The organism is Streptomyces sp. LMG1-1-1.1 (assembly GCF_040815545.1).
In the GTDB taxonomy this organism is placed as follows: domain Bacteria; phylum Actinomycetota; class Actinomycetes; order Streptomycetales; family Streptomycetaceae; genus Streptomyces.
The window spans coordinates 93,837-117,754 of the sequence record NZ_JBFPNH010000012.1 but is presented as its reverse complement, the minus strand read 5'-3'; the positions used below and the strand labels follow the sequence as shown (position 1 = coordinate 117,754).

The following is a 23,918-nucleotide window of genomic DNA, read 5'->3' as shown; positions in this document are numbered from 1 at the left end:
GCGAGCCGCCTGACTGCGGCGGATCCCGACGCGTCCCATCGTACGGTTCGGCACCCCTTGATTGATCAAACCGGCCGGGGGTTACCATATGAGCGCCGCCTAGCTCGAAAGATAATCTTGTGACTGTCAATGACGACTCGTTCACCAGTTGGAAGAACCGCGAGGAGATCGCGGAGTCGATGATCCCGATCATCGGGAAGCTGCACCGGGAGCAGGACGTCACCGTCCTGGTCCACAGCCGCTCCCTGGTGAACAAGTCGGTGGTCAGCATCCTCAAGACCCACCGCTTCGCCCGGCAGATCGACGGCGAGGAGCTCTCGGTCACCGAGACGCTGCCCTTCCTCCAGACGCTCACGACCCTCGACCTGGGCCCGTGCCAGATCGACATCGGCGTGCTCGCCGCGGACTACAAGACCGACGACCGCGGTCTCACCGTGGCCGAGTTCACCGCCGAGGCCGTCGCCGGCGCCATCGGTGAGAACAAGATCGAGCGCCGCGACGGACGCGACGTCGTCCTCTACGGCTTCGGCCGCATCGGCCGCCTCGTCGCCCGCCTCCTCATCGAGAAGGCCGGCTCCGGCAACGGTCTGCGCCTGCGCGCGATCGTCGTCCGCGGCGGCGGCGACCAGGACCTCGTGAAGCGCGCCTCGCTGCTGCGCCGCGACTCCATCCACGGCCAGTTCCAGGGCACCATCACGGTCGACGAGGCGAACAGCACCATCGTCGCCAACGGCAACACCATCAAGGTGATCTACGCCAACGACCCCTCCGAGGTCGACTACACGGCGTACGGCATCGAGAACGCCATCCTCATCGACAACACCGGCAAGTGGCGGGACCGCGAGGGCCTCTCCAAGCACCTGCGCCCCGGCATCGACAAGGTCGTCCTCACCGCGCCCGGCAAGGGCGACGTGCCGAACATCGTGCACGGTGTGAACCACGACACGATCAAGCCGGACGAGCAGATCCTGTCCTGCGCCTCCTGCACCACCAACGCGATCGTCCCGCCGCTGAAGGCCATGGACGACGAGTACGGCGTGCTGCGCGGCCACGTGGAGACGGTCCACTCGTTCACGAACGACCAGAACCTCCTGGACAACTACCACAAGGCCGACCGCCGCGGCCGTTCCGCGCCGCTCAACATGGTGATCACCGAGACCGGTGCCGCCTCGGCCGTCGCGAAGGCCCTGCCGGACCTGAAGGCCCCGATCACCGGCAGCTCGATCCGCGTCCCCGTCCCGGACGTCTCGATCGCGATCCTGAGCCTGCGCCTGGGCCGCGAGACCACCCGCGAAGAGGTCCTCGAGTACCTCCGCGACGTCTCGCTGCACTCGCCGCTGAAGCGCCAGATCGACTTCACCACGGCCCCCGACGCCGTCTCGATGGACTTCGTCGGCTCGCGCCACGCGTCGATCGTCGACGCCGGCGCGACCAAGGTCGACGGCGACAACGCGATCCTCTACCTCTGGTACGACAACGAGTTCGGCTACTCGTGCCAGGTCATCCGGGTCGTCCAGCACGTCTCCGGCGTGGAGTACCCGACCTTCCCGGTCCCGGCGGTCTGATCCCCGCACCACGGAACCACAGCACGCCGGAGCGCCGCACCCCCGGACGGGGGTGCGGCGCTCCGGCGTGTTCCGGGGCGTCTTCCGGGACGGCCCGGACGGCGAACGCCTCCGGGCGGGCGCCGGGCGCGCGTCCCCGCGCCCGGCCGCACGGCGACAGCCTCGGGACGCCCGCGCGGCGAACCGACCAGGGCCGCTCCGGCGTCCCTCCCGCCATGAACACGCTCACGAACGGGATGCGCCAGCTCCTGCGCTTCACGGTCCTCGAAGTGCGCTGCTGCGCCTTCGCCGTCGCGCTCGTCGGCGGCATCGCCGCGTCCACGCTGCTGCCCGACCTTCCCGTCGCCCGCTACGACCTGCTCCTGGTGTACGGGATCGGGCTCACCGTCGTGGCGTGGCGGGTCGGCTGGGACACCGGCCGGGACGTCGCGGTGATCGCCGGCTGCCACGCCGTCGGCCTGCTCTTCGAGCTGATCAAGGTGCGGATGGGCTCGTGGAGCTATCCGGAGGACGCGCTGACCAAGTTCGGGGGCGTCCCGCTCTACGGCGGGTTCCTCTACGCGGCGCTGGGCAGTTACGTCTGCCGGGCCTGGCGCCTGTTCGACCTGCGGATCACGGGCTACCGGCCGCGGCTGACGGCTCTCCTCGCGGGCGCCGTGTACGTGAACTTCCTCAGCCACCACTGGCTGCCCGACGTCCGCTGGCTCCTCGCCGCGCTGCTGCTCGCGGCGACGGCGGGCACCTGGGTGAGGTTCCGGGTGGGTCCGCACGACCACCGGATGCCGCTGGCCCTGTCGTTCGTCCTGATCGGCTTCTTCCTCTGGGTCGCGGAGAACGCGGCCACGTACGTCGGCGCCTGGAGCTACCCGGACCAACTGGACGGCTGGCAGCCGGTGTCCCTCGCCAAGTTCGGCGCCTGGGCCCTCCTCACCACGGTCACCTTCGTCCTGACGGCGCACCGAGCCGGAAACCTCCTCGCGTCGGCCCCGGCCCGCGAATAGGCAATTCCCGTCCGCAAGGGTGTTCGTGGCACCCGGGCGGACGACGTGCTACAGTCGACAGCAGTTGCAGTTGTGGTTCCCAAAGAACTTATGAGTGCCTTCGACGATGGAGACATCGTCAGGCACTTTATGTGTTTTCGGTGCAGTTTTCCGGACGGGGCAATCATCACGGCGACGCCGGGATCCGCACAGTGCGGTATTCCGGGTTACGCCCCGAAGGAGATTTGACATGGCTACTGGCACCGTGAAGTGGTTCAACAGCGAAAAGGGCTTCGGCTTCATCGAGCAGGAGGGTGGCGGCCCGGACGTGTTCGCCCACTACTCCAACATCGCCACCTCCGGCTTCCGTGAGCTCCAGGAAGGCCAGAAGGTGACCTTCGACGTCACGCAGGGCCAGAAGGGCCCCCAGGCGGAGAACATCCTCCCCGCCTGACGTTGACACGTCCGACGCAGCCGGGGCCCTCACCTTCGAGGTGAGGGCCCCGGCTCGTTGTTTTTTCCCGGCTTTTCACGGACCGGACGCCGTTCTCCACCCCGTCGGCGTGGCCGGATCCGTACGCAATCGGCGTTCGGTACGTTCTGGTGATTCATGGGCCGCGGCCCGTCGCGAATTTCCTCGAAGCGCACCGTTTCGAGGAAGGTCCCCCATGAACACCACCCCCCGTACGGACAGGACGCGCCGCGGCTCCACGCCGAAGGACGAATTCGCGTCACCGTCCACCGTCACCCCGGCGCTCCCCGCCGTCGCCGCGTTCACCGACCTCGACCTGCCGGCCGCGGTCCTCGACGTGCTGGCCCGCGAGGGCGTCACGACGCCGTTCCCGATCCAGGCCGCGACCCTGCCCGACGCCCTCGCGGGCCGCGACGTCCTCGGCCGCGGCCGGACCGGCTCCGGCAAGACCCTCGCCTTCGGCCTGGCGCTGCTGGCGCGCACCGCGGGGCGCCGTGCCGAGGCCCGCAAGCCGCTCGCCCTGGTCCTGGTGCCCACCCGCGAGCTGGCCCAGCAGGTCACGGACGCGCTCGACCCGTACGCCCGCGCCCTGAAGGTGCGCACGGCCACCGTGGTGGGCGGCATGTCGATCGGCCGGCAGGCCACCGCGCTGCGCGACGGCGCCGAGGTCGTCGTGGCGACGCCCGGCCGGCTGATGGACCTGGTGGAGCGCAAGGACTGCCGTCTGGAGCGGGTGACCGTCACGGTCCTGGACGAGGCCGACCAGATGGCCGACCTGGGGTTCATGCCGCAGGTCACCGAGGTGCTCGACCGGGTGAACGCCGACGGCCAGCGGATGCTGTTCTCGGCCACTCTCGACCGCAACGTCGACCTCGTCGTCGAGCGCTACCTCCGGGACCCGGTCGTCCACTCCGTCGACCCGTCGGCCGCCACCGTCTCCACCATGGAGCACCACGTGCTGCACGTGCACGGCGCCGACAAGTTCGCCACCGCCACGGAGATCGCGGCCCGCGACGGGCGCGTGATCATGTTCCTGCACACCAAGGCCTCCGTCGACCGCTTCACCCGTCACCTGCTCGGCAGCGGCGTACAGGCGGCCGCGCTGCACGGCGACAAGTCGCAGCCGCTGCGGACCCGCACGCTCGCGCGCTTCAAGAGCGGCGAGGTCCCGGTCCTGGTCGCCACGAACGTGGCGGCCCGCGGCATCCACGTCGACGAGCTCGACCTGGTCGTCAACGTCGACCCGCCGGCCGACCACAAGGACTACCTGCACCGCGGCGGCCGGACCGCGCGTGCCGGTGAGTCCGGTCTCGTCGTCACCCTGGTCACCCCCGAGCAGCGCAAGGACGTGGCCCGCCTCATGGCGGACGCGGGCATCCGCCCGCAGGTCACCCAGGTCCGCTCGGGCGAGGCCGAACTGAGCCGCATCACCGGAGCCCGGACGCCGTCCGGCGTGCCCGTCGACGGCGCCGCGCCCTCACAGGAGGGCACCAAGCGCGGTGGCGCGGCCTTCCGCGGCATGGGCACCGTCCCGGGCCGGCCCGGCCGCGCCAAGAACGAGTCGCGCCGTGCCGCCGAGGCCCGCAAGACCGCCGAGGCCCGTCAGGCCGCGCGGATCCGCCGCGGCGGCTGACCCGCCCCGGCGGGACGCCGCTGACCCCCGGCACCCCTGCGCGGAGTAGCGGCCGCCGGACGCGGCCCGTCGATCTTCGACACGATTCCGCCACAACGCGGAGCCTTGCCAGCCCCCGGAGGGCACCCTATCGTCGCGGACAGAAAGCGCTTTCTCCCTTCAGGTGAACACTGACGAAAAGGAAGGCGAGGGATGAGACGACCAGTCGCACCGCGACTCCACGCGGCGCTGGCGACGATGGCCCTGGCGGCCGTGACCGGGGTGGTGCTGACGATGCCCGAGGCGTCGGCGGCGACCGGCGGCGTCACCGGGTACGCGACCCAGAACGGCGGCACGACGGGCGGCGCGGGCGGGCAGACCGTGCGGGCCACCACGGGGACCGCGATCCACGCGGCCCTGTGCGGCCGGGCCACCAGCAGCACGCCGATCACCATCGAGGTGGAAGGAACGATCAACCACGCGAACACCGCCAAGGTGTCGGGCGCCAGCTGCAACACCGCCGCAGGCGTGATCGAACTCAAGCAGATCAGCAACGTCACCCTCGTCGGGGTCGGCAGCGGCGCCGTCTTCGACCAGCTGGGCATCCACCTGCGCGACGCCAGCAACATCGTCATCCAGAACGTGACCGTCCGGAACGTCAAGAAGTCGGGCTCGCCCGTCTCCAACGGCGGCGACGCCATCGGCATGGAGAGCACCGTCCGCAACGTCTGGGTCGACCACACCACCCTGGAGGCCTCGGGCGGCGAGTCCGAGGGCTTCGACGGCCTCTTCGACATGAAGGACAACACCCAGTACGTGACCCTGTCCTACAGCATTCTGCGTAATTCCGGCCGCGGTGGCCTCGTCGGCTCCAGTGAGACCGACCTGTCGAACAGCTTCATCACCTACCACCACAACCTGTACGAGAACATCGACTCCCGGGCTCCCCTGCTGCGCGGCGGCACCGCCCACATGTACAACAACCACTACCTGAGCCTCAACGAATCCGGCATCAACTCGCGGGCGGGTGCCCGCGCCAGGGTCGACGCCAACTACTTCGAGGACTCCAAGGACGTCCTGGGCACCTTCTACACCGACGCCGCCGGGTACTGGCAGGTCAGCGGCAACATCTACGACAACGTCACCTGGTCGAGCCGCGGGAGCGAGAACAACCCGGCCGGTCCCGACCCGCAGTCCAACACCACCGTCGCCATCCCGTACGCCTTCACCCCGGACCCGGCGGGCTGCGTACCGGGCATCGTCAGCCGGACGGCGGGCGCCGGCAAGGGCCTGCTCGTGTCGGACGGCGCCTGCTCGCCGCAGACCCCAACGCCGACACCGACCCCCACTCCGACCCCCACGACCCCGACACCCACGGCGACGACGCCCACCACACCGCCGACCACGAGCCCGCCCAGCGGGACCAACCTCAGCATCGGCGCCGGGTCCGACGGCTCCAGCAAGGCCGACGGGACGAGTTACGGGAACGTACGGGACGGCAGCCTGAGCACCTACTGGTCGCCGGCCGGCTCGACCGGATCCGTCTCGATCAAGTGGGGCTCCCCCACGTCCGTTTCCACGATCGCCGTCAAGGAGACCGCGGGCGCCGCGGGCCGCATCGGTTCCTGGCGCGTCCTCGACGCCGACACGGGCGCCGTCCTGACCTCCGGCAGCGGAGCCGGGGTCATCACCTTCGGCCGTACCACCCTCAGCAAGATCACCTTCGAGATCACCGGTTCGACCGGCACACCCCAGGTGGCCGAGTTCGAGACGTACGCCTGACAGCCCCGCGAGCGACGGGGCCCGCCGGGTCCGGGATTCCCCGGGCCCGGCGGGCCCTTTCCTGCCGCCGGACGGATCAGCTGACGAACTCCCGGTCCCCGTAACGCACTTCGGCCCGCTCCCAGTCCGCGCCGAGCTCGGCGGTGAAGGCACGGGCGAGGGGCAGGTCCGCGACGGGGGCGACGAGGATCAGCCGGCCGTCGAGGGTGACCGATCCGCCGCCGAGCCGTTCACGGGCCTCCGGGTCGGCGACGAGCGCCTCGCGCAGGGCCCTCGGGGTGACGCCGGGGACCTCGATCTCCACGGCGTCGGTCTCGGGCGACGTCCGGGGCAGGCAGCGGAAGGTGAGTACGGCCTCCTGCTCGTACCGCTTGGCGATGACTCCGGCGATGTGGTGCAGCCCGTCGCGGCCCACCCTGTTCACGTCGAACTCGCGCGAGCGCTCGTACGTGGCCTGCTTCAGCTCGCCGGACCAGAAGACGCCGTCCAGGAGCTCCGAGCGGCCGGGCCGGGCGCCGTGGGCCCGGACGATCTCGCGCACCTCGCGGCCGAAGCGCACCAGACGGGTGTCGAGCCGGGGGTCGTCGGGGTCCGTGATGATCGCGGCGTTGTCGGTGGCGAAGATCTCCGCAGCCGGGCAGTCGCGCGCGTCGGAGTGCGCGTACGTGCTCTGCGCGCCCGCGACCGACAGCATCAGGGCGGCCACGGTGGTGCTGAGGAGGCGGAGGCGCCGCCGGGCGATGACATGGTTCATGGCGTGATCAACGAGGCCGGGCGGCGACCGTTGCGCCGGCGGCTCCCCGCGAGGGCTCAGGGGTGGAGGTGGGCGAGTCCGTGGACGAGGAGGCCGAGCCCGAACGCGAACTCCTCTTCCACGGGAACCGAGGTGAGGGTCCGGGCCGCCTGGTGGAGCGCGGGGTACGCGGCCGGGTCGAGCTCGCGGTAGAAGGCGGCGAGCCGGGGGCCGTCGTCGGGGGCGGCCGCGGGGCCGTACTGCTGGGCGGTGAAGCCGATGACGTAGTGCGTGACGGCGGTGAAGGCCCGGGCGGCGAGGTCCGCCGGGAGGCCGTGGGCGAGGAGCGCGGCCAGGACCCGTTCGCGCTGGGCGAGTCCGTGGGGGCCGACGGGCACCTGCGCCATGAGCGGCGGCAGGACGTGGGGGTGGCGGCGCAGGGTGTCGTGGAAGCGGTGGGCGGTGACCGTGAGGGCCTCCCGCCAGTCGGCGAGGTCGGCGAGGTCGCCGAGGACGGTCTCGCCGAGGACGCGGTCGACGACGTACGCGAGGATCTCGTCCTTGCCCTCGAAGTGCCGGTAGAGGGTGGCGGTTCCGGAGCCGAGGGCCTCGGCGAGCAGGCGCAGGGAGAAAGCCTGGGTGCCGTGCTCGTCGACGAGGCGCAGGGCGACGCCGACGATGTGCGCGGTGTCGAGCGCGGGCCGGCCGCGCCGGCGCTCCGGCACGGGAGCGGGCGCGGGGCGCGCGGCCCACCACGCGGGGCTGCCGGGGGGTGGTGGGGTGGCGGCCATGGGTGGGGCTCTCTCTCGCGGTGCGGACCCGCCCTAGCGGCGGCCGTCAGTGGTGCGCTGGACACCGTACCCGCCGGTGGCGCGCGGACCGAAGGCGGTGGGGAGCCGCACGTCGCCGGCCTCGTCCACGGGGGCGACGGCGCCGACGTGGCCGTCCGGGCGGACGATCAGGACGGTGTCCCCGGTGATGCCGTAGGGAGTGAGCAGGGCCGCTTCGTCCGGTGTTCGGGCGGTGGTTCGGGTGAGCAGGGCGTGGCGGCGCAGCGGGGCGCCGACGGTCGGCCACGGGAGGCGGTCCAGGGCCGCGGCCGCGCGGGCGCCGAAGGCGAGGGCGGTGAAGTGCGGGCCGCGGTAGAGGTCGAAGAGGGTGCGCGCGGTGGGCGTGGGGTGGGGCAGGGGGGCGTCGGGGGCGCGGTCGCCGGGGCGGAGGGTCGTGGTGCCGGGTGCGTCGGCGGGGGCGAGCGGGCCGCCGAAGTAGGAGATGCCGAGCTGGTGTTCGTCCTGGCCCCGGGTGAGCTTGCCCGGGCGGGGGCGGCGCAGGCCTTCGTACAGTTCGGTGGAGCGGCCGAGGACCTGGGCGGCGACGGGACGGCGCTCGCCCTCGTAGGTGTCGAGGAGCGCGTCGTCCGCGCCGGCGAGGACCTGCTGGAGTTTCCAGCCGAGGTTGTGGGCGTCCTGGACGCCGGTGTTGAGGCCCTGCGCGCCGGCGGGGGTGTGGACGTGGGCGGCGTCGCCGCACAGCAGGAGCCGGCGTTCGCGGTAGCCCTCGGCGAGGCGGATGTTGGGCCGGAAGACCGAGGACCAGCTGATGTCGCGCAGGGTGAGGGAGCGGCCGACCCGGCGGCGGAAGAGCGCGGCGAGGGCGCCGTCGGTGAGGTCCCGGGCGTCGGCGGCCTCGCCCGGCCGGGTCCTGATCATGATCTGGAAGCGGTCGCCGCCGGGCAGCGGGCAGGCCGCGACGCTGCGTCCCCGGGCGCGGGGCCAGACGTGCCAGCGGTCGCGGGTGAGGCCGTCGACGGCGCCGTCCACGAGGATCATCCGGTCGGCCTCGTCGGTGGTGCCCTCGAACGCGATGCCCGCCGCCTTCCGCACGGCGCTGGCGCCGCCGTCGGCGCCGACGACGTACCGGGCGGTGACGAGTCGGCCGTCGGCCAGGCGTACCGCGCAGGCGTCGTCGTCCTGAGTGATCCCGACGGCCCGCGCGCCGAACTCGACACGGACGCCGAGCCGTTCGACGGCGGCGCGGAGCAGGTCGGCCGTGGCGTACTGCGGGAGCAGGAGGACGTCCGGGTACGGGGTGCCCGCGCCCTCCGGGGCGGTGGCGTGCATCCGCCATGTCTTGGTGTAGGGGCCGAGGTGGAGTCCCATCGGGGGGTACGCGCTCCCCGCCGCGAGGGCGGCGCCGACCAGGCCGAGGTCGTCGAGCACTTCGAGGGTGCGGGGCTGGACGCCCTTGGCGCGCGAGCCTTCGAACCTCGTCGCGTCGCGCTCCAGGAGCCGGACCGCGACGCCGCGGCGGGCCAGGTCGAGGGTGAGGGCGAGCCCGACGGGTCCGGCGCCGACGACGATCACGTCGGTGTCGGTGTCGGTGTCGGTGTCGGTGCGGGAATCGGTGCCGGCGCCTGGGCCGGTGCGGGAATCGGTGTCGGTTTCGGTTTCGGTGTCGGTTTCGGTGTCGGCGTGCGTGGTGGAGTGCTCGTTCATTCCGCTCCTCTCGTCGGTCCCCGGAGTCTCGGGACGCGGGTCATTAATGGATACAGCGTATCCGAAAAAAGCTCGAGGGTGCCCGTGGCGACTTCTCGCCAAGCGCGGACAATCACGGTGCGCGCGGCGGAAAGTGGGACGGATCGCCCGCGGGCCTGTGGACGCCCGCGCGAAAGGAGCGTGGCCCGTGCTGACCGACCTCTTCGACCGGCTCCTGCGACGCGGCGGCGGTTCCGGTCCGGACAGGACGGCACCCGTCCTGCCCCCGGGGGACCTCGTGCTCGACGCGGACTTCTCCTCCACCGACCAGTGGGTCGCCGGCCGCTCGTGGGCCTATCCCGACGGCGGGCCGACCAACCACGGCGACAACAAGCTCGACCACCTGGTGGAGGATCCCGCGTACAGCCGCACGGGCGTCTTCCGGGCGACCGCCCGCCCGGACGGCGACTGGGACGCCGGGCTGCTCACGACGGAGGGCAGCCGGGAGGGCTTCACCGTCCGCGCCGGCGATGTCCTGGAGGCGCGGGTGCGGCTGCCGGTGGAGACCGGCGCCTGGCCGGCGATCTGGACCTGGCTCGACGGCGGACAGGAGGTCGACGTCTTCGAGTACCACCCCGACAACCCGGACCTCCTCGAACTCTCGAACCGGGTCAGGGGGCGCTACCACTTCTTCCGGGACCCGGCCGTCCGGCCGGGTGCGTGGGTCGACCTCAGGGTGGAGCTCGGCGCCCGCTCGGTCGTCTGGTGGGTCAACGGCGTGCGGGTCTTCGACGACCGTCGCGGGGTCGGGCGCGCCTGGCGGGCGTATCTGATCGTGAACCTTTCGGTCTGCGCGGGCCGCTACCACCCGGCGCCCGACCCGGAGACGCGGGAGATGTCGTACGAGGTGACGGAGCTGCGCGTCTACCGGACGCGCTCCCTCCCGGCGCGCTCCGGGCGTGCGCTCCAGCGAACGACCTAGCGACGTAGCGACGTAGCGCGCCCCTTGGCGGCGGGTCACCCCGGCCCGGCAGCCGCGGCGGCGTCGGCGTCGGGTCAGCCGCGGTCCTCGCCCGACACGACGAGGACGATCTTGCCGGTGGTGCGGTCCGTCTCGCCGAGGGCGTGGGCCTTGGCGGCTTCGGCGAGCGGGAAGGACGCCTCGACGTGGGCGCGCAGGGCGCCGGACTCCGCGAGGGCGGCGACGGCGTTCATGCCGGCGTGGTCGGCCTCGACGAGGAGGGTCTCGACGCGGACTCCCCGCGCGGCGGCCTTCGCCGGCTCGTCCGGGTCGGTGCCGGGGAGTAGCGAGACGAGGACGCCGCCGGAGCGCAGGACGTCGAGGGAGCGGACGCGGGTGTCGCCGGAGAGGGGGTCGAGGACCATGTCGACGTCCCGGACGGCCTCGGCGAAGTCGATGGTGCGGTAGTCGATCACCTCGTCCGCGCCGAGGGAGCGGACGAAGTCGTGCTTGGCGGCGCTCGCGGTGCCGATGACGTACGCGCCGCGCTCCTTGGCGATCTGGACGGCGAGGTGGCCGACTCCGCCGGCGGCGGCGTGGATCAGGACGCGCTGCCCGGGGGCGACCCGGGCGGTGTCGACGAGGCCTGGTAGGCGGTGAGGGCGGCGAGCGGGAGGGCGGCGGCCTGGACGTGGTCGATGCCGGCCGGCTTGTGGGCGAAGGCGCGGGCGGGGCCGGTCACGTACTCGGCATGGGAGCCGACGCCGTACGGGTAGGGCAGCATCCCGAAGACCTCGTCGCCGGGCTTGAACATCGTCACGCCGTAGCCGACGGCCTGGACGGCGCCGGAGACGTCCCAGCCGAGGACCAGGGGGAAGCGGTCGGCGAGGAAGAGGCCCTCGGAACGGTGCTTCCAGCCGGTCGGGTTGACGCCGGCCGCGCGGACGGCGACGAGGATCTGGTTCAGGCCCGGCTCGGGCCGCGGCAGCACGGTCTCCTTGAGCACCTCGGGGGCTCCGTGGACGTCCTGGCTGATGGCGCGCATGGTGTGCACGGGCGCCTTCGTCCTCGCCGGCGCAAGCACGCTCGACGGCCGTCCCGCCACGACGCACTGGGCGCTCGCGGAGACCTCCGCTCCTGGTACCCGGAGATCGCCCTCGACCCGGATGTCCTCTTCGTCGACGACGGATCCGTGCTGACCTCGGCGGGCGCGGCCTCGGGGGTGGACGTCTGCCTCCACCTCGTCCGCAAGGACCACGGCGCCGCCGTCGCCAACCGGGTGGCGCGGATGTGCGTGCCGCCGTGGCGCGACGGCGGACAGGCGCAGTACATCGAGCAGCCCGTGCCCGAGGCCACGGCGAACGACACCTCGGGGACCCGGCAGTGGGCCCTGGGGAACCTGCGCGGACCGCTCACGCTCACCGAACTCGCCGCGCACGCGCGGATGAGCCTGCGCACCTTCGCGCGGCGGTTCGACGAGGAGGTCGGGATGAGCCCGGGGCGCCGGCTGATCCAGCAGCGGGTGGCGCGGGCCCGGGACCTCCTGGAGTCCACCGACCTGCCCGTCGACGACATCGCCGGTCAGGTGGGGTTCGGCACCGGCACCTCGCTGCGCCAGCACCTGCACGCCGCCATCGGCGTCACCCCGCTCGCCTACCGCCGGACCTTCCGCGGCGGCGTGACGCCGGAGCCCGAGGTGGCGGGCGTCTGAGAAACCGGAGGAACGGAGGCGGTGGCGCCCCCGCCGCCGTCGCCGCCCTCGCGCTGCCGCCGGCGGTGTTTGCGCATGGACACCTGGGAGCCGCAGCCGGTGCTGCAGTACAGCCCTCCCCCATTGCGGGTGCGGTCGAGGAAACCGAAGTGGCACGGGGGGTTCCGGCACGCCTTGACGCGCCCCCAGTCGCCGCTCTGCGCGAACGTCGTCACCGCGGCCAGTACGGTTCCGAACACGCGCGGCACCCCCTCCTGCGGCGAGGCCAGCTCCGCACCGCCGGCCGTGACCACCGTCGCCAGCGGGTACAGCGAACCCACACGTCGCAGGTGCCGCTCGGCACGCAGTAGCGGCTCACCCAGGCTTTCCTCATCGCCCGAGTGCGCGAGCAGCACCGTCACCAGGGCATCACGCAGTTCGCGCGCGACCGCGGCGTCGGCGTCGGTCGCGACGGTTTCGCCACCGAACTCGTCGTGCTCCGCCAGCCACTCCGCGAACGCGTCCCCGTCTCCGAACGCCTCTCGGCGCCCCGATCCGTCCGCGCGCGTGTTCACGAACGCGAGGACGGTCTCCACCGTCGGCGTGACGGTCCGTGGGCTGGGTTCGGGGGATCCGGATGCCGCAGTGATCATCCCTCCACAGTACATCAGCACGGGCAGTGCTAATCCGACTAGCGGGCAACATCGCCGTTGATCTCGATTGACTCGTTGCGAGCTAACGGCTTACGGTCGCAACATGAACGAAGCATCGAACCCCCAGACCCCTGCCCGCACCTGGCTGATCACCGGCGCGACGTCCGGCATCGGCCGCGAACTGACGCTCCAGGCACTGGAGAACGGCGACAGCGTCTCGGCACTCGCCCGCGACACCTCCTCCCTGGACGAACTGGCGCGAGCGCACCGCGAGCGCCTGCTCCTCCTCCGGGCGGACGTACGCGACGAGCGAGCCGTCCGGGACGCGGTGGAAGGCACGCTCGCGCGGTTCGGCCGCATCGACGTCGTGGCCAACAACGCGGGATACGGACTGTTCGGAGCCGTCGAAGAGGCCTCCGACACGCAGGCCCGCGCCGTGTTCGACACCAATGTCTTCGGCGTGCTGAACGTGCTCCGCGCGACGCTGCCGGTGCTCCGCGCCCAGCGGTCCGGGCACGTCCTCCAGGGTTCGTCGGTCTACGGGCAGTCCGCCCATCCCGGCGTGGGCCTGCTGGCCGCCACCAAGTACGCGGTCGAGGGACTTTCGGACGCGCTCGCGGCCGAGGTCGCACCGCTCGGCATCAAGGTCACGATCATCCAGCCCGGGATGACCGCGACCCCCTTCCTCGCCAACCTCGACGTCGCGACCGGCCTGGGCGACTACGACCGGACCGTCCGCGAGGTCCAGAAGGGCATCGGAGAGCTTCCGGCGTCCGCGTTCTCCGCTGCGGCACGGATCGCCGCGGGCATCCGGACCGCGGTCGACAGCCCCAACCCTCCCCTGCGCCTGGCCCTCGGCACCTCCAGCACGGCGGGCATGCGCCCCGCTCTGGAGGCGCGCATCGCGGACCTGGACGACTGGCGGCACGTGACCGACGCCGTCGACGCGTAGCCGGACGGCACGTCGCGACCCTTGCTGAAACATTCAGCAAGATCTTGCCGACGGGTGTCGACGGCTGCTTGACTCACCAGCGATCAGAGGGGGTTACCGGTCCCCGACGCGCCCTCGCGCGCGCGGGGCCGGTCGCCTCCTCCCTCGTACGAGAGGAACAGCGATGAGCAGCGAGTACGACGTCCTCGTCCTCGGAGGGTCGGGCGTCGACACGATCGTGTACGTTCCCGAGCTCCCGCTCCCCTACGCCGACAGCTACATGATCCGGCCGGGAATCGAGACGCGGGCCGGGCAGACCGGGGACTTCGTGGCGCTCGGCCTCAGCGCGCTGGGGCTGCGGACCCACCACCTCGACATGATCGGCGACGACCCGCCGGGCGACCTCCTGCGGGCCTTCCACCGCGACCGGGGCATCGCCTTCACCGAGGTGCCGCTGCCCGGCGGCACCAAGCGGGCGGTCAACCTGGTGGGACCCGACGGCCGGCGGCTCTCGCTCTACGACGACAGCCGCTCGCAGGAGTCGGACCGGCTGCCCGAGGAGCTCGTCGGCTCGCTGGCCGCGGTGAGCCGGCACGCGCACGTCTCCCTCACCTACCCGTGCGCCTTCGCCCTCCCTCAGCTGAGAGAAGCGGGACTCACGATCTCCACCGACCTGCACGACTGGGACGGCGAGAACCCCTACCACGAGCCGTTCGCCTACGGCGCCGACCTCGTGTTCGTATCCACCACCGCGCTCGCGGACCGCGAGAAGACCATGCACCGGATCCTGGAGCGGGGCCGGGCCGAGGTCGTGATCGCCACGGCGGGCGCCGAAGGCGCGTACCTGCTCAGCGCGGACGGGCTCGTCCACGTGCCCGCCGTGGAGCCCCGCGAGCCGGTCGTCGACTCCAACGGCGCGGGCGACGCCTTCGCCGCCGGCTTCCTCTTCGGCCGCCTCACCGGTGAGCCCCTCGACCGGTGCGCGCTCTACGGCTCCATCGCCGGCGCCTTCGCCTGCACCGTGCCGGCCACCGGCACCGACGCCATCGACCGCACCGCGCTGCTCCGCGAGGCCGCCGCGCTGAACGGCCTTGCGGAGAGCGGGCGATGACGGCCGGGCACCTCGAATCCTGACGAACGGAACCGTAAGGATTCGGCAGGAGATACGACAACTATGGTGGAACCAGCGCGTTATGACGGTGAAACGACGATCCCCCGGGCTACAGTCCCGTCTCAAGATCCCGTTCGCCACTACCCTCAAGGGGGCACTCCGCCATGGGCAAGACCGAAAGCGGCACGTACGAGGGGTTCTCGGCCGAGGAGCGGGCCGCGATGAAGGACCACGCCAAGGAGCAGAAGTCGGCCGCCCGCCGAAGCTCCCGCGCCGACAAGGCCGCCGAGGCCGAACGAGACGTACTCGCCAAGATCGCCGAAATGCAGGACTCCGACCGCGTCCTCGCCGAGCGCGTCCACGCCGTCGTCACCACCCACGCCCCCGTCCTCGCGCCCAAGCTCTGGTACGGCATGCCCTCCTACGCCCTCGACGGCAAGGTCGTCTGCTTCTTCCAGAGCGCCGAGAAGTTCAAGGCCCGCTACGCCACCCTCGGCTTCAGCGACCAGGCCAAGCTCGACGACGGCACCATGTGGGCCGCCGGCTTCGCCCTCACCGAAGTCACCCCCGAGGTCGAGGAGCGCATCGGCGCCCTCGTGAAGCAGGCGGTGAGCTGACCTATCGCCCAGCAGGTCAGGCGGGCGCCCGGACCACGGTCCCGCGCGACTCCTCCCGGCGCCCGCCCGGGCGGACCATCGGAAGGTGGTACAGCGCGAACGCCGCGCCGATGACGGGCTGGGCGACGTTGCGCACGCGGATCCCGCCGGCCGTCATCCCGTGCTCGGTGCCCAGGTGGGCATGGCCGTGCACCGCGAGATCGGCGCCGGCCTCGTCGATGGCCTCCGCGAGGAGGTAGCTCCCCAGGAACGGGTAGATCTCGATCGGTTCCCCCGCCAGGGTGTCGGGCACCGGCGCGAAGTGGGTGAGGGCGATCCTCGCCCCGCAGTCGCCCGCCGACAGCCCGGTCAGGGCCCGGTGCAGACCCTCGGCACCCCGGCGCGAGGTACGGACGAACTCCTTCATCTCGCGTTCGCCGAACTCCCCGGCGCTGCGGCCGGCGAACCCGCCGCAGAAACCCTTCACGCCCGCGACGCCCACCTTCCCCCCGTCCACCGGCAGGATCACGCTCTCGCCCTCCAGGACGGTCACCCCCGCGTCGGTGAGGACCCGCGTGACGTCCGCTTCGCGCTCCCCGTGGTAGTCGTGGTTGCCCAGGACGGCCACCACCGGCACCCCCAGGTCGCGGACCTCCCCCGCGACCACCTCGGCCTCGGGCACCGTGCCGTGCCGGGTGAGGTCACCGGCGAGCAGCAGGACGTCCGCGCAGAGCGGCAGCGTCTCGAACGAAGGACGGAGCAACCCCCGGCAGTCCGAACTGAGATGGATGTCCCCCACCGCCGCCACCCGCACCATCGCTCCGCTCGGTTCTCCGTGCGCGGTCACAGCAGCTCCTCGGGCCGGTCGGGAGGGTCGGCACAGGCGACCAGCAGGTCCTGCCGGACCGGAATGCCGTCCAGCTCCACGACCGCGATCCGCACGATCTCGTCACGGCGGTCCGCGGTCGGCACCGTCCCCGTCAGCAGTACGGCCTCGCCCCGCACCTCGACCCGCACCCCGAGCTCGGCCACCTCCCCGCGTGCCAGCCGGTCCCTGAACCGCGCTATCCGGTATTCGCTCTCGTGGGCGGTCATCGTGTCCCTCCGTCCGTCCGTCCATCCGTCCGTACGGCCTCCGGCACCCGCGCACCGGCGAAGGGGCTGGTGGCCAGGTGGTCGAGGAGGTCGCCGGGGTCGTCGTAGACGGCGGCCGCGCCGGCCTCGGTCAGATCGGCGCGCGGGATACCGCCGCAGAGCAGTCCGGCGCGGACCACGCCGGCGTGGCGCGCGGCCTTCATGTCCCAGACGCTGTCCCCGACGAACACGGCCCGGTCGGGGTCGACGTCGACGAGTGAGAGGGCGTGCTCGATCGGGTCGGGGGCCGGCTTGCCCCGCTCGACGTCGTCGGCGGTGGCGGTGGCCGTGACGACGTCGTCGGCGTCGAGAGCCCGGCGCAGGGCCGTCAGTTCCCGGTCCTTGGCCGAGGTCACCAGGACGATCCGCCATCCGTCGTCCGCGAGCGCGCGCAGCAGGTCCGCGGCCCGGTCGAAGGCCTGGAGTCGTTCGAAGAACGTTCCGTAGAGGGTGTCGTGGGCGCCGCTGAGACGGTCGTCGTGCGAGCGGTCGCGGTCCCGGCCGAGCAGGTGGTCGAGGAGCTGCTCCCCCGGCAGTCCGATCGCCCGGTGTACGGCGTGGGTGGACACCTGGTGGCCGCCCTGCCGCAGGGCCTCCCACCAGGCCACGACGTGCAGGTGGTTGGAGTCGACGAGGGTCCCGTCGACGTCGAAGAGCGCGGCGCGGGTCATGGCCTGCTCCCTAGAGGTCACGGAGGGCGGGCAGCAGGGTCGTCTCCGCCCAGTGCAGGAACGGCAGTTGCCGGTCTCCGCCGATCTGGAGGAGGGCGAGCTCGGTGAACCCGGCCTCCGCGAAGGGCCGGACCGCGTCGGCGACCGCACCGACGTCGTCCCCGCACGGGATGCTCTTCGCCACGTCCTCCGGGCGGGTGTGCTCGGAAGCCTGCGCGAAGCCCACAGGCAGCGGCAGTTCCGCGTTGAGCCGCCAGCCGCCCAGGGCCCACCGGAACTGCTCGTGCGCACGGGCCACGGCGGCCTCCCGGTCGGTGTCGTAGCAGATGGGCAGCTGACCGACACGCGGCTTGCCCGCGCCGCCCTGGGCGTCGAAGGCGTCCACCAGTTCGCGCTTCGGCTCCGTCGCGATCAGCAGGTCGCCGTGGCGTCCGGCGAGCGCGCACGAGCGCGGGCCCGACGCCGCGATGCCGAGGGGCGGCGGATCGTCGGGCACGTCCCACAGGCGCGCGTCCGCGACCTGGAAGTACCGGCCGTTCCGGGTCACGTACGCGCCGGTGAACAGGGCGCGGATGATCTCGACAGCCTCGTCCAGCATGGCCAGCCGGACCCGTGCCGAGGGCCAGCCCGCGCCCACGACGTGCTCGTTCAGGTTCTCGCCCGACCCCAGGCCGAGCCGGAAGCGGCCCTCGGACAGCTGCTGGACGGTCGCCGCCTTCTGCGCGATCACCGCGGGGTGGTAGCGGAAGGTCGGGCAGGTCACGAAGCTCATCAGCGGAATCGTGGACGTCGCCTGCGCCGCCGCCCCGAGGACGCTCCACGCGTACGGGGCGTGCCCCAGCGACTCCAGCCACGGAAACGAGTGGTCCGAGATCACGGAGAAGTCGAACCCCACCCGCTCCGCCTCGACCACGTGCTCCACCAGCTCACGCGGGCCTGCCTGCTCGGTCATCATGGTGTACCCGATGCGCATCATGCCCGGCGACTTGCCACGACCGGGGGTCCTGAAACGGGCCCCGACGCGCTGGTGGGGGATCCGCGCCGACAGCTTCCGGTCACCCGCCCCGGTCCAGCGCGTCCGCCGGAGCGCGCGGACGGCAGGACGCGATCCCGGCCCCTGCCCCTCCCGGCCCTCGCGCACGCGATACGGCGTCTCGCGCGCCGCGCCGCCCCGGGCGGTGCGCCCGGGGCGGTCGTCAGCGGCCGGCAGGAAGGACCCGGCGGTCGGCACCGGAAGCGCCGCGCCCCGAGGACAGTCGGAAACCAGGGGCGCGGAGCTCCCTCCCTGGTCAGCGCGTTCCCGGGTCGCCGGGGCCGGGCGGGAGCGGCCATGACTCCATGCCCGGGGATCGGCGCGTCCGGTCGGGGTCGCCCGTCGATCCGGGCTCCTCCCGCATCGGACCGGGTCCCTCACCACCCATCGGGTCGACGGTCTCGTCCCCCATGGGGCCGGGTTCCTCGCCCATCGGCACCCCGGTCGAGGTGGGCACGTCGGCGTCCTGCGGGCGGATGCGGCCGCGCCAGCCGCCGGTCGCCTGTTCGTGGTCCTCGATGAACCCCTTGAACCGCTTGAGGTCGCCCTTCACACGCCGGTCCAGCATGCCGAGGGCGTTCGCGGCCTTCTCCGCCATGCCGTCGGGCTCCACGTCCATGGCCAGGCGGACGCGGGTGTGGTCGGCGTCCAGCGACTGGAAGCTGACGACGCCCTTCTGCCGTATCCCTTCGCCCGTGCTGCGCCAGGCGATCCGCTCGTCGGGGAGCTGGTCGACGATCTCGGTGTCGAACTCGCGCCGCACGCCGGCGACCTTCGTCTGCCAGTGGCAGTGCCGGTCGTCGAGCTGCCGGACTTCCTCGACGCCCTCCATGAAGCGCGGGAAATCCTCGAACTGCGTCCACTGGTCGTACGCGCTCCGCACCGGAACGTCCACGTCGATGGTCTGCTCGACCTTGCTCATGTCCTTGCCTCCTCGTGCCGTCACGCACTCTGCGGGCTCCCTCGGCGCGTACCCGGCGTCATCGGGCTCATACATGAGGGATGCGTCCGGGGCGCTCCGCCCGCCCCGGACGGAGCGAGGCGCCCCTCGCGGGGGCGCCTGGCGGACTCGTCATCCCACCCGGTCAGTGGGCGGCGGCACCGAACTCGGCGTGCTGCGTCCGCAGCGCGAAGTCCGCTTCCCCCCGGGGAGGTTCGCCGAGGAACCCGCGGCGTGCCTCGGCACGTGCCTCCCGCATCAGCCTCAGGAACTGCTCGTCGCTGAGCGCGCGCCGCTCGCCTGCCGTCCTTCCGTCGGCGTTCCCTCTCATCTCGGGGCCTCCTCACGGTCCTGTGCTCACGAGGCCGACTACCCGCCGCGGCGCCGAATAGACGACGAAGCGGCGTGTTCTCCCACCGCCCTCAGGCGTCGGCGCTCGGAACGTCCAGCGGGCTCTCCGGCGCGTCCTTCCGGGCCGCTTCCATGCGCTCGCCGAGTTCGCGGAGGCGGTTGCGCCCCATGGCCTTGCGCACGTCGGGGAACCAGTCCTGCTCCTCCTCCTCGACGTGGTGGCGCACGTTCTCCATCAGGACGGTCATCTTCGCGTCGAAGCGCTCGTCCGAGGGGTCGAGCCCGTCCAGTTCGGAGAGCATCCAGAGCACGGCGTGGTGCTCCTCCACGCTTTCGAGGACGTGGTCGGTGGTCTCGGGGGCGGCCTCGCGGGCCGCCGGGTAGAAGACCTTCTCCTCGATCCAGGCGTGGGTGGTGAGTTCCCGGACGACCTGCCGGGCGATGTCGCCCTTCTCCGACAGCGCGTCGTCACCTGCCCGTTCGAATTCCTTGAACAGCTTTTCCACGTTCTTGTGGTCCTCGCGGAGCAACACGATCCCGTCCATCACGAACCCTTTCTCGCCTCGACGCGCGGCCGGTCGGCCGGTGCGGTCCGCACCCGCGACTACCCGGTGCGGCGGCGCCCGAACCCGGTCCCGCGGACTCGGCGAGCTGTGCCGCGGTGCCGGGTGTCACCCGGCCGGCGGCTGCCCGCGGAGGCGGGGGCGAAACGGCATGAGGTCACCGGCGGCGGGTAGTCGCGGGGCCGAGGCGAGGAGCGCGCGATGAAGATCCTGACGATGGGCGTCGAGGAAGAGTTCGTGCTGGTGGACCGGATGACGCGGGCGCCCGCGAACCGGGCGCCGGCGGTGATCCGGCGTGCCGCGCGCCAGCTCGGTGAACAGGTGCAGGCGGAGTTGTTCACCGCGCAGATCGAGATCTGCACCGAGCCCACCGCAAGCCGGGGCGACCTGCGGGACGAACTCTCCTGGCTGCGGACGGTGGTGGGGAAGGCGGCGCGGCAGGAGCGCTGCATGCCCGTCGCGTGCGGCACTCCCGTACTGCCTCCGGAGGTTCCGCTGACGGTCACGGACACCGACCGTTACCGGCTGATGGCCCGGCGCTTCGCTCCGCTGGTGACCAGGGGGGACGGGACGGCCCGTGACGACGGGCTGGTCTGCGGATGCCACGTCCACATCGGGACGCTGGACCGGGAGCGCGCCCTGGCCCTGGCACAGCACCTGCGGCCATGGCTGCCCGTCCTGCAGGCGCTGGCCGGGAACTCGCCGTTCGCCGGCCGCCGTGACACGGGATACGAGAGCTGGCGCGCCGTGGAACACGCGCGGTGGCCGACCGTCGGCCCGACGCCGGTTCTCGACGAGGCGCAGTACCTGGCCCATGTGTCGCGGCTCGTCGAGGACGGCACACTGCTCGACAACCGCATGGTGTACTGGCACGCCCGGCCGTCGGAACACGTGCCGACGCTCGAGGTGAGGGTCGCGGACGCCAACGCGGACCTCGACACGGTGGTCCTGCTCGCGATTCTGGTCCGGGGGCTGGCCGCGACCCTGCTGCCGCGCGTCGACGCCTCGGTTCCGCCGCCCCGGGTCCCCCGCGCGAGCCTGCTCCGCGCCCACCGGCTCGCCGCCGCCCAGGGGCTCGCCGGGACGGGCCTCGACCCGTCGGACGGCCGGGAGCGGCCCGCCGTGGCCCTCGTGGACGGGCTGATCGACTTCGCCAGGCAGGGGCTGGAGGCCACCGGCGACCTCGCGTGGGTGCGCGACCAGTGGGAGCGGATCGGTACGGACGGCGGCGGCGCGGCACGTCAGCGTGCCGTCTTCCACCGGCTCGGCCGCCTCAGCGCGGTGGTGGACTCGCTGGCCGCGGCCACGGTGGGGCGCTGATCACATGCGTGCCGCGCGGTTCGACGGTGGGGCGCTGAGCCACATGCGTACCGCCCCGTTCGAGCGACCGGCCGTCCGCGCCGGAGCGACCCGTCCGCCGAGGCCGTACGCCCCGCGGGTGTGCCGACTGCCCGGGGTGTACGCGCCCCAGGGCGACACCGGGCTCCTGATGGAGCAGCTGCGGCGCGAGGAACTGGGCCCGGGAGTCCGCTCCCTCGACCTGTGCACGGGTACCGGCGTCCTCGCCGTCGTGGCCGCGCTGCGCGGCGCGCGGGCGACCGCCGTGGACGTGTCGCTCGCCGCGGTCGCCAGCGCGCGGCTCAACGCGCTGCTGCACGGCTGCCGGATCCGCGCGCTCCGCGGCGACCTGGACGTTCCGGTGCGGCACGAGCGCTTCGACCTGATCACCGTGAACCCGCCGTACGTGCCGAGCGAGGACGCCGAGGCGCCGTCCGGAGGCCCCCGCAGGAGCTGGGACGCGGGGCCGGACGGGCGGCTGCTCCTCGATCGTGTCTGCGCCCGGGTGCCCCGCCTCCTGACGCGCTCCGGAGTCCTGCTCCTCGTCCAGTCATCGCTCTCCGGCATCGCCGGCACCCTGGACGCGCTCGGACGCGGCGGGCTGCGCGCTCGTGTCGTGGAGCGCGTCACGCAGCCGTTCGGGCCGGTGATGTCGGCCCGGGCGGACTGGTTCGCGGACCGGGGACTGGTGGCTCCGGGCACACGTACCGAGGACTTGGTGGTCATCCGGGCCTTCCGCCCGTGATTGGGATCCGGCGAGCCGGGCACACGCGCGATGTCCGCGCAGTCGGATGCGATCGGTGGTGTGCGATGTCTTCTTCCCCGGGCGGGAACGCCCCTCGGACCAGGGTGCGCGAGTCGGCCGGCCCCGAGACCCCGCAAGGGCTCCCGGCGGACGCGGACGGCCCCCGCCTCTCCGGGCCCCGCGCGGCGCCTCCCCGCATCCAGCCGCTCCCCGAAGGGCCGATGCTCGTCGAGGGGCCCGTGGAGATCGTCATGCCGGACGGGTCGGTGATCCACTGCGAGCGGCCCGTGATCGCGCTCTGTACCTGCCGGCGGACCCTGCGGGCGCCGTTCTGCGACACGAGCCACCGCCCGCACCTGCGGCGACGCGTCCGCTCGCGGGCCGCCGGCCCCGCGAAGCGGCCGGAACCCGCCGCACCGGGAGACGACGGCGGGCAGCGGGCCGGGGAGGTCGACCCGTCATGACCCTCGTCCATCCGCCCGTCACGACGGCGCCCGAGATCCCCGAAGCCCGCGGCACCGTGTCCGACGCGGTGCGGAACCGGCTGCTCGGCGGCCCGGGACAGCTGCCCGGGGAAACGGAGATCGCGCGCTGCTCCCCGTACGGCGAGGATCTGCACCTCACCCTGCACCTCAGCTACGAGCTGCACTACCGGGGCTTCGCCGGCGTCCCCGACACCCTCGAATGGGACCCCGACCTGCTGAGGGTCCGGGCCCTCCTGGAACACCGCTTCGAGAGCGCCCTGCGGCACGACTGCCGGGACGCGCCTCCCGCGGACGAGGCACTGGCCGCACTGCTCATGGAGCCGGTCGACGGCACCGGCGTGTCCCGTTTCCTCCTCTCCGGCGGAGAGGCGTGGCCGCTGCGCGAGTACGCGGCGCTGCGCTCCGTGCACCAGCTCAGGGAGGCCGACCCGCACCTGTGGGTCGTCCCCCGGCTGAACGGCCGCGCCAAGGCGGCCATGGTCGCGATCGAGTACGACGAGTACGGCTGCGGGCGTGCCGAGCGGATGCACTCCCAGCTCTACGCGGACCTGATGACCGACCTGGACCTCGACCCGTCGTACGGACGGTACGTCGACGCGGCCGGCGCCGAGACGCTGGCGGCCTCGAACCTGATGTCGTTCCTCGGGCTGCACCGCAGGCTGCGCGGAGCACTCGTCGGGCACTTCGCCGTCCTGGAGACGACGTCGCCGCCCGCCGCCGCCCGCCTCGCCGAGGCGATGCGCCGGACCGGCGCGGGTCCCGCCGCCGCGCGGTACTACGACGAACACGTGGAGGCCGACGCCGTCCACGAGCAGCTGGTACGCCGCGAGGTCGTCGGCGGCCTCCTCGACGACGACCCCGGCCTCGCCCCCGACGTCGCCTTCGGCATCGCCGCGACCTGCCTCGTGGAGGACAGCCTCGCCCGCCACGTCACGGAAGCCTGGTCCCGGGGCGAGACCGCGCTGCGCACCCCGTCCGACGGCCGCGCCCTCCTGCCGACACCCACCGGCGAGGCCCGGCGGGTCGGGAGAGGCGCCCGGTGACGAGGGGCGTGCGGGGTGGACCAGGGCGGTCCCGAAGGGGGGCGACGTGACCGGC

At 72.7% G+C, this 23,918-nt stretch carries 24 protein-coding genes and 2 pseudogenes; 14 read left to right on the top strand and 12 right to left on the bottom strand.

Annotated features, from left to right (window positions below; translation table 11 throughout):
* The first annotated feature begins 119 nt into the window (after positions 1-119).
* From MRBLMG1_RS04380 to MRBLMG1_RS04360, 5 genes are all read left to right on the top strand, one after another.
* Positions 120-1,565 carry a glyceraldehyde-3-phosphate dehydrogenase gene (locus tag MRBLMG1_RS04380; RefSeq protein ID WP_367820884.1) on the top strand — a complete coding sequence of 482 codons (1,446 nt, stop codon included), beginning with the start codon at positions 120-122 and terminating at the stop codon, positions 1,563-1,565.
* Between the two features lie 215 nt (positions 1,566-1,780).
* Positions 1,781-2,566: a DUF817 domain-containing protein gene (locus MRBLMG1_RS04375; protein ID WP_367820882.1), complete on the top strand. Its 786-nt coding sequence runs from the start codon at positions 1,781-1,783 to the stop codon at positions 2,564-2,566.
* Between the two features lie 229 nt (positions 2,567-2,795).
* On the top strand, positions 2,796-2,999 hold the full coding sequence (locus MRBLMG1_RS04370; protein ID WP_033201600.1) for a cold-shock protein: 204 nt from the start codon (positions 2,796-2,798) through the stop codon (positions 2,997-2,999).
* A 214-nt stretch (positions 3,000-3,213) separates the two neighbouring features.
* Entirely contained in the window at positions 3,214-4,650 is a 1,437-nt protein-coding gene (locus MRBLMG1_RS04365) for a DEAD/DEAH box helicase (protein ID WP_367820880.1), read from the top strand.
* A gap of 192 nt (positions 4,651-4,842) precedes the next feature.
* Positions 4,843-6,411 (top strand): pectate lyase family protein, encoded by a 1,569-nt coding sequence (locus MRBLMG1_RS04360; RefSeq protein WP_367820879.1) that lies wholly within the window; start codon positions 4,843-4,845, stop codon positions 6,409-6,411.
* Positions 6,412-6,487: 76 nt separating this feature from the next.
* On the opposite strand, the gene MRBLMG1_RS04355 is transcribed toward MRBLMG1_RS04360, so the two are convergent.
* The 3 genes from MRBLMG1_RS04355 to MRBLMG1_RS04345 are packed head-to-tail and all read right to left on the bottom strand — an operon-like array spanning position 6,488 to position 9,639.
* A complete protein-coding gene (locus MRBLMG1_RS04355) occupies positions 6,488-7,165 on the bottom strand; it encodes a hypothetical protein (protein WP_367820877.1) in 678 nt (225 codons plus the stop codon).
* Between the two features lie 56 nt (positions 7,166-7,221).
* Positions 7,222-7,935 carry a TetR/AcrR family transcriptional regulator gene (locus tag MRBLMG1_RS04350; protein WP_367820876.1) on the bottom strand — a complete coding sequence of 238 codons (714 nt, stop codon included), beginning with the start codon at positions 7,933-7,935 and terminating at the stop codon, positions 7,222-7,224.
* A gap of 33 nt (positions 7,936-7,968) precedes the next feature.
* Positions 7,969-9,639 carry an FAD-dependent monooxygenase gene (locus tag MRBLMG1_RS04345; protein WP_367820874.1) on the bottom strand — a complete coding sequence of 557 codons (1,671 nt, stop codon included), beginning with the start codon at positions 9,637-9,639 and terminating at the stop codon, positions 7,969-7,971.
* A 259-nt stretch (positions 9,640-9,898) separates the two neighbouring features.
* Between MRBLMG1_RS04345 and MRBLMG1_RS04340 the strand changes: the two genes are divergently transcribed.
* A complete protein-coding gene (locus MRBLMG1_RS04340; RefSeq protein WP_367821024.1) occupies positions 9,899-10,600 on the top strand; it encodes a beta-glucanase in 702 nt (233 codons plus the stop codon).
* A gap of 74 nt (positions 10,601-10,674) precedes the next feature.
* On the opposite strand, the pseudogene MRBLMG1_RS04335 reads toward MRBLMG1_RS04340, so the two are convergent.
* Positions 10,675-11,624 (bottom strand): annotated as a pseudogene (locus MRBLMG1_RS04335) (NADP-dependent oxidoreductase).
* A gap of 1 nt (position 11,625) precedes the next feature.
* Between MRBLMG1_RS04335 and MRBLMG1_RS04330 the strand changes: the two are divergent.
* Positions 11,626-12,290 (top strand): annotated as a pseudogene (locus MRBLMG1_RS04330) (GlxA family transcriptional regulator); the annotation flags it as partial.
* Here the strand turns inward: MRBLMG1_RS04330 and MRBLMG1_RS04325 are convergent.
* Complete coding sequence (locus MRBLMG1_RS04325) at positions 12,233-12,922, bottom strand: CGNR zinc finger domain-containing protein (protein WP_367820872.1); 690 nt, start codon at positions 12,920-12,922, stop codon at positions 12,233-12,235. The pseudogene MRBLMG1_RS04330 and the gene MRBLMG1_RS04325 overlap by 58 nt on opposite strands.
* Before the next feature lie 103 nt (positions 12,923-13,025).
* On the opposite strand from MRBLMG1_RS04325, the gene MRBLMG1_RS04320 reads away from it, so the two are divergent.
* The 3 genes from MRBLMG1_RS04320 (at position 13,026) to MRBLMG1_RS04310 (ending at position 15,581) form a co-directional block, all read left to right on the top strand.
* Positions 13,026-13,874: an SDR family NAD(P)-dependent oxidoreductase gene (locus tag MRBLMG1_RS04320; RefSeq protein ID WP_367820871.1), complete on the top strand. Its 849-nt coding sequence runs from the start codon at positions 13,026-13,028 to the stop codon at positions 13,872-13,874.
* A 163-nt stretch (positions 13,875-14,037) separates the two neighbouring features.
* Positions 14,038-14,964 carry an adenosine kinase gene (locus MRBLMG1_RS04315; protein WP_367820870.1) on the top strand — a complete coding sequence of 309 codons (927 nt, stop codon included), beginning with the start codon at positions 14,038-14,040 and terminating at the stop codon, positions 14,962-14,964.
* Positions 14,965-15,128: 164 nt separating this feature from the next.
* Positions 15,129-15,581 (top strand): iron chaperone, encoded by a 453-nt coding sequence (locus tag MRBLMG1_RS04310; RefSeq protein WP_367820868.1) that lies wholly within the window; start codon positions 15,129-15,131, stop codon positions 15,579-15,581.
* A 16-nt stretch (positions 15,582-15,597) separates the two neighbouring features.
* Here MRBLMG1_RS04310 and MRBLMG1_RS04305 read toward each other — a convergent pair whose 3' ends face one another.
* The 7 genes from MRBLMG1_RS04305 to MRBLMG1_RS04275 form a co-directional block, all read right to left on the bottom strand.
* A complete protein-coding gene (locus tag MRBLMG1_RS04305) occupies positions 15,598-16,377 on the bottom strand; it encodes a metallophosphoesterase family protein (protein WP_367821022.1) in 780 nt (259 codons plus the stop codon).
* Between the two features lie 26 nt (positions 16,378-16,403).
* Entirely contained in the window at positions 16,404-16,655 is a 252-nt protein-coding gene (locus tag MRBLMG1_RS04300) for a BON domain-containing protein (RefSeq protein WP_367820867.1), read from the bottom strand.
* Positions 16,652-17,365: an HAD family hydrolase gene (locus MRBLMG1_RS04295; protein ID WP_367820866.1), complete on the bottom strand. Its 714-nt coding sequence runs from the start codon at positions 17,363-17,365 to the stop codon at positions 16,652-16,654. Before MRBLMG1_RS04295 ends, MRBLMG1_RS04300 begins: the two co-directional genes overlap by 4 nt.
* 10 nt (positions 17,366-17,375) lie before the next feature.
* Positions 17,376-18,341 (bottom strand): TIGR03557 family F420-dependent LLM class oxidoreductase, encoded by a 966-nt coding sequence (locus MRBLMG1_RS04290; RefSeq protein ID WP_367820864.1) that lies wholly within the window; start codon positions 18,339-18,341, stop codon positions 17,376-17,378.
* Positions 18,342-18,654: 313 nt separating this feature from the next.
* Positions 18,655-19,320, bottom strand: coding sequence for an SRPBCC family protein (locus MRBLMG1_RS04285; RefSeq protein WP_367820862.1), 666 nt, complete (start codon positions 19,318-19,320; stop codon positions 18,655-18,657).
* A 163-nt stretch (positions 19,321-19,483) separates the two neighbouring features.
* The gene (locus MRBLMG1_RS04280) at positions 19,484-19,669 is read right to left on the bottom strand and encodes a hypothetical protein (RefSeq protein ID WP_367820860.1); all 186 of its coding nucleotides are present in this window, start codon (positions 19,667-19,669) and stop codon (positions 19,484-19,486) included.
* A 91-nt stretch (positions 19,670-19,760) separates the two neighbouring features.
* Positions 19,761-20,234, bottom strand: a complete 474-nt coding sequence (locus tag MRBLMG1_RS04275; RefSeq protein ID WP_367820859.1) for a hemerythrin domain-containing protein — start codon at positions 20,232-20,234, stop codon at positions 19,761-19,763.
* Between the two features lie 219 nt (positions 20,235-20,453).
* Here MRBLMG1_RS04275 and MRBLMG1_RS04270 point away from each other — a divergent pair, with 219 nt between their 5' ends.
* From MRBLMG1_RS04270 to MRBLMG1_RS04255, 4 genes are all read left to right on the top strand, one after another.
* The gene (locus MRBLMG1_RS04270) at positions 20,454-21,572 is read left to right on the top strand and encodes a carboxylate-amine ligase (RefSeq protein ID WP_367820857.1); all 1,119 of its coding nucleotides are present in this window, start codon (positions 20,454-20,456) and stop codon (positions 21,570-21,572) included.
* Between the two features lie 43 nt (positions 21,573-21,615).
* Positions 21,616-22,335: a HemK2/MTQ2 family protein methyltransferase gene (locus MRBLMG1_RS04265; protein ID WP_367820855.1), complete on the top strand. Its 720-nt coding sequence runs from the start codon at positions 21,616-21,618 to the stop codon at positions 22,333-22,335.
* Between the two features lie 65 nt (positions 22,336-22,400).
* Entirely contained in the window at positions 22,401-22,799 is a 399-nt protein-coding gene (locus MRBLMG1_RS04260; RefSeq protein WP_367820853.1) for a CDGSH iron-sulfur domain-containing protein, read from the top strand.
* Positions 22,796-23,863, top strand: coding sequence for an iron-containing redox enzyme family protein (locus MRBLMG1_RS04255; protein ID WP_367820851.1), 1,068 nt, complete (start codon positions 22,796-22,798; stop codon positions 23,861-23,863). Before MRBLMG1_RS04260 ends, MRBLMG1_RS04255 begins: the two co-directional genes overlap by 4 nt.
* Positions 23,864-23,918: the final 55 nt, after the last annotated feature.

Bases quoted from the DNA above. Each gene is read 5' to 3' on its own strand.
- MRBLMG1_RS04375 (WP_367820882.1), top strand. From the start codon at position 1,781: ATGAACACGCTCACGAACGGGATGCGCCAGCTCCTGCGCTTCACGGTC.
- MRBLMG1_RS04370 (WP_033201600.1), top strand. From the start codon at position 2,796: ATGGCTACTGGCACCGTGAAGTGGTTCAACAGCGAAAAGGGCTTCGGC.
- MRBLMG1_RS04365 (WP_367820880.1), top strand. From the start codon at position 3,214: ATGAACACCACCCCCCGTACGGACAGGACGCGCCGCGGCTCCACGCCG.
- MRBLMG1_RS04360 (WP_367820879.1), top strand. From the start codon at position 4,843: ATGAGACGACCAGTCGCACCGCGACTCCACGCGGCGCTGGCGACGATG.
- MRBLMG1_RS04355 (WP_367820877.1), bottom strand. From the start codon at position 7,165: ATGAACCATGTCATCGCCCGGCGGCGCCTCCGCCTCCTCAGCACCACC.
- MRBLMG1_RS04350 (WP_367820876.1), bottom strand. From the start codon at position 7,935: ATGGCCGCCACCCCACCACCCCCCGGCAGCCCCGCGTGGTGGGCCGCG.
- MRBLMG1_RS04345 (WP_367820874.1), bottom strand. From the start codon at position 9,639: ATGAACGAGCACTCCACCACGCACGCCGACACCGAAACCGACACCGAA.
- MRBLMG1_RS04325 (WP_367820872.1), bottom strand. From the start codon at position 12,922: ATGATCACTGCGGCATCCGGATCCCCCGAACCCAGCCCACGGACCGTC.
- MRBLMG1_RS04320 (WP_367820871.1), top strand. From the start codon at position 13,026: ATGAACGAAGCATCGAACCCCCAGACCCCTGCCCGCACCTGGCTGATC.
- MRBLMG1_RS04315 (WP_367820870.1), top strand. From the start codon at position 14,038: ATGAGCAGCGAGTACGACGTCCTCGTCCTCGGAGGGTCGGGCGTCGAC.
- MRBLMG1_RS04310 (WP_367820868.1), top strand. From the start codon at position 15,129: ATGGGCAAGACCGAAAGCGGCACGTACGAGGGGTTCTCGGCCGAGGAG.
- MRBLMG1_RS04305 (WP_367821022.1), bottom strand. From the start codon at position 16,377: ATGGTGCGGGTGGCGGCGGTGGGGGACATCCATCTCAGTTCGGACTGC.
- MRBLMG1_RS04300 (WP_367820867.1), bottom strand. From the start codon at position 16,655: ATGACCGCCCACGAGAGCGAATACCGGATAGCGCGGTTCAGGGACCGG.
- MRBLMG1_RS04295 (WP_367820866.1), bottom strand. From the start codon at position 17,365: ATGACCCGCGCCGCGCTCTTCGACGTCGACGGGACCCTCGTCGACTCC.
- MRBLMG1_RS04290 (WP_367820864.1), bottom strand. From the start codon at position 18,341: ATGATGCGCATCGGGTACACCATGATGACCGAGCAGGCAGGCCCGCGT.
- MRBLMG1_RS04285 (WP_367820862.1), bottom strand. From the start codon at position 19,320: ATGAGCAAGGTCGAGCAGACCATCGACGTGGACGTTCCGGTGCGGAGC.
- MRBLMG1_RS04280 (WP_367820860.1), bottom strand. From the start codon at position 19,669: ATGAGAGGGAACGCCGACGGAAGGACGGCAGGCGAGCGGCGCGCGCTC.
- MRBLMG1_RS04275 (WP_367820859.1), bottom strand. From the start codon at position 20,234: ATGGACGGGATCGTGTTGCTCCGCGAGGACCACAAGAACGTGGAAAAG.
- MRBLMG1_RS04270 (WP_367820857.1), top strand. From the start codon at position 20,454: ATGAAGATCCTGACGATGGGCGTCGAGGAAGAGTTCGTGCTGGTGGAC.
- MRBLMG1_RS04265 (WP_367820855.1), top strand. From the start codon at position 21,616: ATGCGTACCGCCCCGTTCGAGCGACCGGCCGTCCGCGCCGGAGCGACC.
- MRBLMG1_RS04260 (WP_367820853.1), top strand. From the start codon at position 22,401: ATGTCTTCTTCCCCGGGCGGGAACGCCCCTCGGACCAGGGTGCGCGAG.
- MRBLMG1_RS04255 (WP_367820851.1), top strand. From the start codon at position 22,796: ATGACCCTCGTCCATCCGCCCGTCACGACGGCGCCCGAGATCCCCGAA.